Genomic DNA, 7,726 nt, shown 5'->3' on the forward strand with positions numbered 1-7,726 from the left:
GTGGAAACGGACGGAGGGAATTCGCGATTTTCAGGATTCTGAGGCGGGTCTGGATTCCGCTGCTCATTTTTGCCGTGGTGATTGCTGGCGGTTTCACTGTGTCGCGTCTGCACGGCATGTTCGGCAACGATAAACGTCCCTCCTATTCCGACACCGACACGCAGGTTGCCGATCAACAGACCTACGATCCGAAGTATCTGACCTACGAGGTGTTCGGTCCGCCGGGGACGGTGGCAGACATCAGCTATTTCGACGTGGATGCCGAACCGCGGTTCGTCGAGGGCGTCAGCCTGCCGTGGTCGTCCAAATTCGAGATCACCGAAGCGGCGGGCATCGGAAACATCATCGCGCAGGCCGGCAACAGTAACAGCATCGGCTGCCGCATCATCGTCGACGGCGAAGTGAAAGCGGAGAAGATCCGCCAGGGAGTCAACGCGTTCACCTCTTGCATGCTGAAGGCAGCATGAGCAACCACGAAGTGCGCCACAAGCCGCCGTTCATCGCGCGGTGGATCCGCCGACTGGCATTGCCGATCATCCTTGGGTGGTTGGCCGTCGCGTTCGTCCTCAATACCGCGGTTCCCCAACTGGAACAGGTCGAAAGAGAGCGGGCCGTATCCGAAACTCCCGTCGATGCGCCGTCGATTCAGGCGCAGGAGCGCATGGGTGAGCTTTTCGGTGAATCCACTTCCGATGCGCTGGCGATGATCGTCTTGGAGGGCGAGCAGCCGCTTGGTGACGAAGCGCACGCGTACTACGACGAACTGATTCGTCGATTGGAAGCCGACACCAAGCATGTGAAATACATTCGGAATTTCTGGGGGGACCCGCTCACGGCCGCCGCCGCGGAAAGCGCCGATGGCAAGGCTGCCTATGTCCAAGTGACCCTCAACGGCAATGTCGGCCAAGCTTCGGCGAACGAATCCGTGGAGGCCGTTCGGCAGATCCTCGAGCGGATGCCGCCGCCGCCGGGTATCCAGGCTTATCTCACCGGGCCGGCGCCGTTCGTTGCGCAGATGGGTGAGACCGGCAACGAGACGGTCATGCTGATCACGTTGGTCAGCCTGGCCGTGATCGTGGTCATGCTCCTCCTCTTCTTCCGCTCGATTGCGACCGTATTGGTCGTGATGCTGACGGTCGGCATCCAGCTGCAGGTGGCCAGAGGGTTCGTCGCATTCCTCGGTGACAACGGCGCCTTTGGACTTTCGACGTTCGTCGTCAACCTTCTGGTGGCTCTGCTGATTGCGGCCGGAACGGATTACGGGATCTTCTTCTTCGGTCGCTATCACGAGGCGCTCGAGGCAGGTGAGGATCGCGAAACCGCCTTCTACTCCACGTTCCGAGGCACTGCCAAGGTGGTGTTGGGTTCCGGTTTGACCATTGCCGGCGCACTTCTGTGTCTGAGTTTCACCCGCCTGCCCTCGTTCAAGGTCCTTGGCCTGCCTACCGCGATAGGTGTGGTCACTGCAGTCGTGGTGGCGCTCACGCTGGTTCCGGCCATTATCGCCCTAGGCGGCCGCTTCAAGTGGTTCGAGCCCAAGCGCAAGATCAAGGTCCCTCGATGGCGACGGGTGGGCACGGCGATCGTCCGGTGGCCGGCGCCAATCCTCGCCGCCTCGCTTGCGGTCGCGATGATCGGTCTGTTGGCGCTGCCGGGCTATCAACCCAGCTACAACGATCAGGAGTCGATCCCCAAAGATATTCCCGCGGCTCAGGGATTGCAGGCCGCGCAGCGACATTTCCCCGCCTCGCAAATGGCCGCACCAGATATCCTTTTTATCGAGGCCGACCACGATTTGCGTAATCCAACCGATTTTCTGGTCCTGAACAAATTGGCCAAAGGCGTCCTCTCCGTCCCGGGCGTCGCCTCGGTGCAGGGCCCGACCCGGCCCGCTGGAACCCCGCTCAAGCACACCTCGATTCCATACATGATCAGCATGAGCCAAGCCAGTCAAATGCAAATGCTGCCATTCCAGCGAGCACGTATGGAGGACATGCTCGTGCAGGCCGAGGATATGGCCGAGACGATAGCGCTCATGAAACGCATGTACGGCTTGATGCAGGAGCTCGCGGCGACGACTCACAGCATGGTCGAGAAAACGCACGAGCTCGAGGAAACCACGAACGAGTTGCGGGACCACGTATCGAATTTCGACGATTTCTTTCGGCCAATTCGCAATTACTTCTACTGGGAACCGCACTGCTTCAATATCCCTATATGTTGGTCGCTGCGATCCATATTCGACACGCTCGATGGTGTGGACAGTATTAGCGCACAGATGGACGAACTAATGGGTGATCTCGACACTCTCGATGCGCTGATGCCGCAGATGATCGCCCAGTTTCCGCCCATGATCCAGACGATGGAAAACACGCGGACGATGATGCTGACGATGCACAGCACGATGTCCGGGATGCTGGCCCAGATGGACGAAGCAAGCACCAATGCCACTGCAATGGGTAAGGCGTTCGATGCTTCCCTGAATGATGACTCTTTCTACATCCCCGAGGAGATCTTCGAGAACGAAGACTTCAAGCGGGTGTTGGATGTGTTCATATCGCCCGACGGCAAGGCGGCACGTCTCCTCATTTCCCAGCGCAGCGAACCTGCGTCGCCCGAGAGCATCGCGCTCGTCGATCCCATATATACCGCGGCCGAGGAGGCGCTCAAAGGAACTCCACTGGAGAATGCCAACGTATATCTCACGGGCAGTGCGGCGATGGTCAAAGACATTGTCGACGGTTCCACATACGACCTGTTGATCGCGGCGATCTCAGCGCTCTGCCTCATTTTCATCATCATGTTGATCATGACGCGAAGCTTGATTGCCGCCATGGTCATTGTGGGCACGGTGGCGCTTTCGTTGGGCGCGGCGTTCGGGCTCTCGGTGCTCGTCTGGCAACACATTCTTGGCATCCAAATCCACTGGGCTGTGCTCGTCATGGCCGTCATCTGCCTCCTAGCCGTGGGCTCTGACTACAACCTGCTTCTGGTGTCCCGGATGAAGGAAGAAGTAAGCGCCGGGATCAACACGGGCATCATCCGGGCGATGGCCGGTACGGGCCGGGTCGTGACGGCCGCGGGCCTGGTATTCAGCTTCACCATGTTGTCGATGGTGGTCAGCGACTTGCGCACCGTTGGTCAACTGGGCACGACGATCGGCTTGGGTTTGTTGTTCGACACGTTGGTCGTGCGCGCGTTCATGACGCCTTCGATCGCTGCGCTGCTGGGCCGCTGGTTCTGGTGGCCGCAACTAGTGCGCCCCCGCCCCGCCAGCTCGATGCTTCGGTCGACAGGACCCCGTCCGCTGGTCCGTTCCCTTCTGCTCAACCCAGAACGCTGAATTCGTGAGTGACCTTGTCGTGCAGAGCAACTGTGTCAGCGTCCGTTGCCGCATCGGTCGATTCGATGCTTGCCTGTTGAAGGCGGCATGAGCGACCACCGACTCGATAAGCGCCCGCCTTTCATCGCGCGGGCGGTTCGTGGGCTTTCGGTGTTCATCATCGTCGGCTGGGTGGCGATCGCCGCTGTCACTTTCTTCGCGCTTCCGTCGCTGGAACAGGTCGGCAGGGAGCAGTCGGTCTCGCAGGTGCCGGAGGACGCGCCGTCGTTGCAGGCGATGAAGCGCATGGGCGAGGTCTTCAAAGAATCGGAGTCCGACAGCTTCGCGATGATCGTCTTGGAGGGTGAGCAGCCGCTCGGCCACAACGCGCACACGTACTACGACGAGTTGGTTCGTCAGCTCAGAGCCGACACCGATCATGTCCATCACGTGCAGGATTTCTGGGGGGATCCGCTGACGGCTCCCGGCGCCGAAAGCGCCGACGGCAAAGCCGTGTATGTCCAGGTGAATCTGGTCGGTGACCAAGGCGAGGCGAAAGCGAATCGGTCCGTCGAGGCGGTCCGAGACATCGTTGAGCGACTTCCTCCGCCGCCGGGGGTAAAGGCTTACGTCACGGGTCCGGCACCGCTGGTGACGGACATGAACGTCAGCGGTGACGAATCCATCCTCACGATCACGATCGTCACCGTCGCGGTGATCTTGATCATGCTGCTGTTCGTCTACCGCTCGATCGTCACCGTGATCGGCGTCGCGATCATGGTGGGTGTCCAGGTACAGGTAGCTCGAGGGCTCGTAGCGTTCCTCGGCGATCACCAGGTCTTCGAACTCTCGATTTTTGCTGTCAACTTGCTGGTGTCGCTCGGAATAGCGGCCGGAACCGATTACGCGATCTTCTTTTTCGGGCGCTATCACGAGGCGCGTCAGGCCGGCGAAGACCCGGCGACAGCGTTCTATACCACCTTTCGCAGCGTTGCCAAGGTGGTCTTGGCGTCCGGCACGACCATCGCGGCTGCGATCTTCTGCCTCAGCTTTACCAGGCTTCCCTACTTCCAGACCATCGGAATCCCGGGCGCGCTGGGCATGATCATTGTTGTTGCGGTCGCCGTCACGCTCATCCCGGCGAGCATCGCCGCGGGGAGCCGACTCGGATTGTTCGATCCCAAGCGAAAGATTGCGGTTCGTCGATGGCGGCGACTAGGGACCGCGATCGTCCGATGGCCCGCGCCCATTCTCGCTGCGGCCAGCGTGTTCGCGCTCATCGGGTTGTTAGCCCTTCCTGCATACGAAACCAGCTACAACGATCGGCTGTACATGCCGCAGGACATTCCAGCCAATGTGGGGTTCGCGGCGGCAGAGCGGCATTTTCCCCAGTCGCGAGTGATGCCGGACATCGTCTGGATCGAGGCCGATCACGACATGCGCAATCCAACGGATTTTCTGACCTTGCACAAGCTGGCCAAGAAAGTCTTTGCGGTTCCTGGGATCTCCAGGGTGCAGGGCATAACACGGCCCGAGGGGACCCCCCTTGAACACACTTCGATCCCTTTCATGATCAGCCTGCAGTCCGCCGGCATGGTGCAAATGTTGCCCTTCATGCAAGGGAGCATGGATGTCATGCTCAAGCAGGCCGACGCAATGGCAGATATGTCAGCGCAGATGAACCGCATGTACGACTTGATGCTCCAGCTCGCCGACACAACTCATCGCATGACCGGCAAAATGCACGAATTGGAAGACAGCGTTTACGATGTGCGAGACAGCATTGCCGATTTCGATGATTTCTTTAGACCCATCCGCAACTATTTCTATTGGGAGCCGCACTGCTACAACATTCCTATCTGCTCGTCGATGAGATCCGTATTCGAGACGCTGGACGGTATCGATAAGATCAGCTCCCAGTTGGACATCCTGGTGGAGGGCATTGACAAGCTAGATGCGCTCATGCCGCAGATGATCGAAAATTTCCCGCAGATGATCGCGACCATAGACAAAATGCGGCATTCGATGCTGACAATGCACAGCACCATGTCAGGAATGTTCGAGCAAATGGAGGAGGGATCGGAGAACGCCACCGCAATAGGCAGGGTGTTCGACGCCGCCCACAACGACGACACTTTCTTCCTACCGCCCGAAGTCTTCGAGAACGAGGATTTCAAGCGCGCCCTGAACCTGTTCTTTTCGCCGGATGGCAAGGCGATGCGCTTGATCATCTCGCATCGGGACGATCCGGGGTCGCCCGAGTCCTTGGCGCGGGTAGACAAGATAAGGACTGCGGCCGAAGAAGCGCTCAAAGTGAGCCCCTTGGAGAACGCAAAAATACATGTCGTTGGGACCACCGCGACGTACAAAGACATGCGCGACGGCTCGACCTATGACCTTTTGATCGCGGGGGTCGCGGCGCTCTGTCTGGTCTTCATCATCATGCTGATCATTACGCGGAGCCTTATCGCTGCCCTGGTCATTGTCGGCACGGTGGCGTTGTCTTTGGGTGCGGCGTTCGGTCTCTCAGTCCTCATCTGGCAACATATTCTGGGAATTCATTTGCACTGGCTCGTGCTTGCGATGTCGGTGATCATTCTTTTGGGCGTGGGGTCGGACTACAACCTTCTGCTCGTATCTCGAATGAGGGAGGAAATAGGCGCTGGGCTGAATACCGGCATCATCCGGGCGATGGGCGGCACCGGCAAGGTTGTTACGGCCGCGGGCCTGGTATTCGCGTTCACCATGTTGTCGATGGTCGTCAGCGACCTGCGCATCATCGGCCAGGTTGGTTCGACTATCGGGCTGGGGTTGTTGTTCGACACCCTGGTGGTGCGCGCATTCTTGACGCCTTCGATCGCTGCGCTGCTGGGCCGCTGGTTCTGGTGGCCGCAACGAGTGCGTCCCCGCCCCGCCAGCTCGATGCTTCGTTCGTCAGGACCCCGTCCGTTGGTACGGTCCTATCTGCTCCCGGACGACCGCTCATCCTAGATTCGCCTGTAACGGCGTAAGACTTCCGGCCTATTTCGTTCCTCATCGAGGGGTCAGCGCGGTCTCAAAAGCGCGGGCAACGTTCGAGCTTTACGGTTAGAGTCGGATACTTGAGTTTTCAATGGGAGGGAGTCGCAATTGCTCGAAAAGTCGTTGACAAGACTGGCCGCCGCAGCTGGTGGTTTGGCACTGACGTTGATCGCTGGGGCAGGGGTCGCGTCTGCAACTCCTGATCTAGGCCCGATCATCAACACAACGTGCAGTTACCCGCAGGTGATTTCGGCACTGGAGGCGGCAGATCCAGCCGCTGCCGCGCAATTCAAAGCCAATCCGATGTCGGTGTCCGGTGTGCAGCAGTTCCTAGCTGCACCGCGGGATCAGCGCGAGCAGATGGCCCAGATGGTCGCCGGCACGCCAGGCAATGAGCAATATTTTGGGCTCATACAACAGGTCGCGAACACCTGCAGCAACTACTGAGCGGGCGAGCAGGACATTCTCGCGCTTTCGTGCTTGAAAGGTTGAGTGCAGTGGCTCGGCGCCGGACGAAGTGTCTTACCGTCTCGCCCTGGGTTGAATTCGGCCTAGAAATTTCCGCTCGGAACAATATTTTCCCGGGAATCGGTGCCCTTCGTGTTCGTATTTCGGAGACCGTTTCATAGCAATGTCGAATGGCTAGACTCGCTTCTGGTGTTCTCGAGTGAGGTGCCGGCGGTTTGCAACGGTTCGTAGCGCGCACACAAAGCATGCGGACGTCTCCGGGGCAGCCGTTCGGTGATCTCTTGGCGCTGCAGGCGCGGGCAGCTCATAGAGGCTTGGCGGGCTTTGCTGGGCGATGATCCGGCGGCGACGTCGAGTTCGCTCGCAGCGTCGACGGCCATGACGGATTCGTCGTTCTGACGAGCTGCGTGCCTCCCCTGCGGCGCTACTGCACAGGAAAAAATCTATCTCTGCTGGTCATGGCGTCCGAGCTGCCGGCGCCTGATCCAGGGTTCGCGGACTGATTGCTGAGCCCGGCGTTATCGATTTCGGTAGTTCGCTAGGAACTTTCCGAAAGCCCGCCCGCCACTGTTGGCCTGATCTATCGTTGGGGAGGTGAACTTCCGTCGACGAGACGATGTCGACAAGACGGTGAGGAGTACGGTGAGCATCAATCCGTTCGATGACGACAATGGCACCTTTTTCGTTTTGATCAACGATGAGGAGCAACACAGCCTTTGGCCGACCTTTGCCGATGTTCCGGCCGGCTGGCGGGTGGTTTATGGCGAAGCGGACCGCGCTGCCTGTCTGGACTATATCGAACAGAACTGGCCTGATATACGGCCGAAGAGTCTGCGCGACAGGTTGGCGAAAGATCGCGGGGAGTAATAAAAGCTCGGGGGGTGATGGTTAGAAACCCGCGGCTATGGGGGTCCG

5 protein-coding genes are annotated in these 7,726 nt (G+C 59.2%); all 5 read left to right on the forward strand.

What is annotated here, in order from left to right; translation table 11 throughout:
- The first annotated feature begins 38 nt into the window (after positions 1–38).
- The 5 genes from AU185_RS21710 to AU185_RS21730 all read left to right on the forward strand — a co-directional run bounded on the left by AU185_RS21710 (position 39) and on the right by AU185_RS21730 (position 7,678).
- Positions 39–467 (forward strand): MmpS family transport accessory protein, encoded by a 429-nt coding sequence (locus tag AU185_RS21710; RefSeq protein WP_059098237.1) that lies wholly within the window; start codon positions 39–41, stop codon positions 465–467.
- Positions 464–3,343 carry an MMPL/RND family transporter gene (locus AU185_RS21715; protein ID WP_059098236.1) on the forward strand — a complete coding sequence of 960 codons (2,880 nt, stop codon included), beginning with the start codon at positions 464–466 and terminating at the stop codon, positions 3,341–3,343. Before AU185_RS21710 ends, AU185_RS21715 begins: the two co-directional genes overlap by 4 nt.
- An 87-nt stretch (positions 3,344–3,430) precedes the next feature.
- Positions 3,431–6,313 (forward strand): MMPL/RND family transporter, encoded by a 2,883-nt coding sequence (locus AU185_RS21720; RefSeq protein WP_059098235.1) that lies wholly within the window; start codon positions 3,431–3,433, stop codon positions 6,311–6,313.
- A 138-nt stretch (positions 6,314–6,451) separates the two neighbouring features.
- Positions 6,452–6,790 (forward strand): hemophore-related protein, encoded by a 339-nt coding sequence (locus AU185_RS21725; protein WP_172800172.1) that lies wholly within the window; start codon positions 6,452–6,454, stop codon positions 6,788–6,790.
- A gap of 663 nt (positions 6,791–7,453) precedes the next feature.
- Positions 7,454–7,678, forward strand: a complete 225-nt coding sequence (locus AU185_RS21730) for an MbtH family protein (RefSeq protein WP_059098234.1) — start codon at positions 7,454–7,456, stop codon at positions 7,676–7,678.
- Positions 7,679–7,726: the final 48 nt, after the last annotated feature.

The organism is Mycobacterium sp. GA-0227b (assembly GCF_001499855.1).
Classification (GTDB): Bacteria; Actinomycetota; Actinomycetes; order Mycobacteriales; family Mycobacteriaceae; genus Mycobacterium.

Excerpts from the sequence above, each read along its gene's own strand:
- AU185_RS21715 (WP_059098236.1), top strand. The coding sequence starts at position 464 with ATGAGCAACCACGAAGTGCGCCACAAGCCGCCGTTCATCGCGCGGTGG.
- AU185_RS21720 (WP_059098235.1), top strand. The coding sequence starts at position 3,431 with ATGAGCGACCACCGACTCGATAAGCGCCCGCCTTTCATCGCGCGGGCG.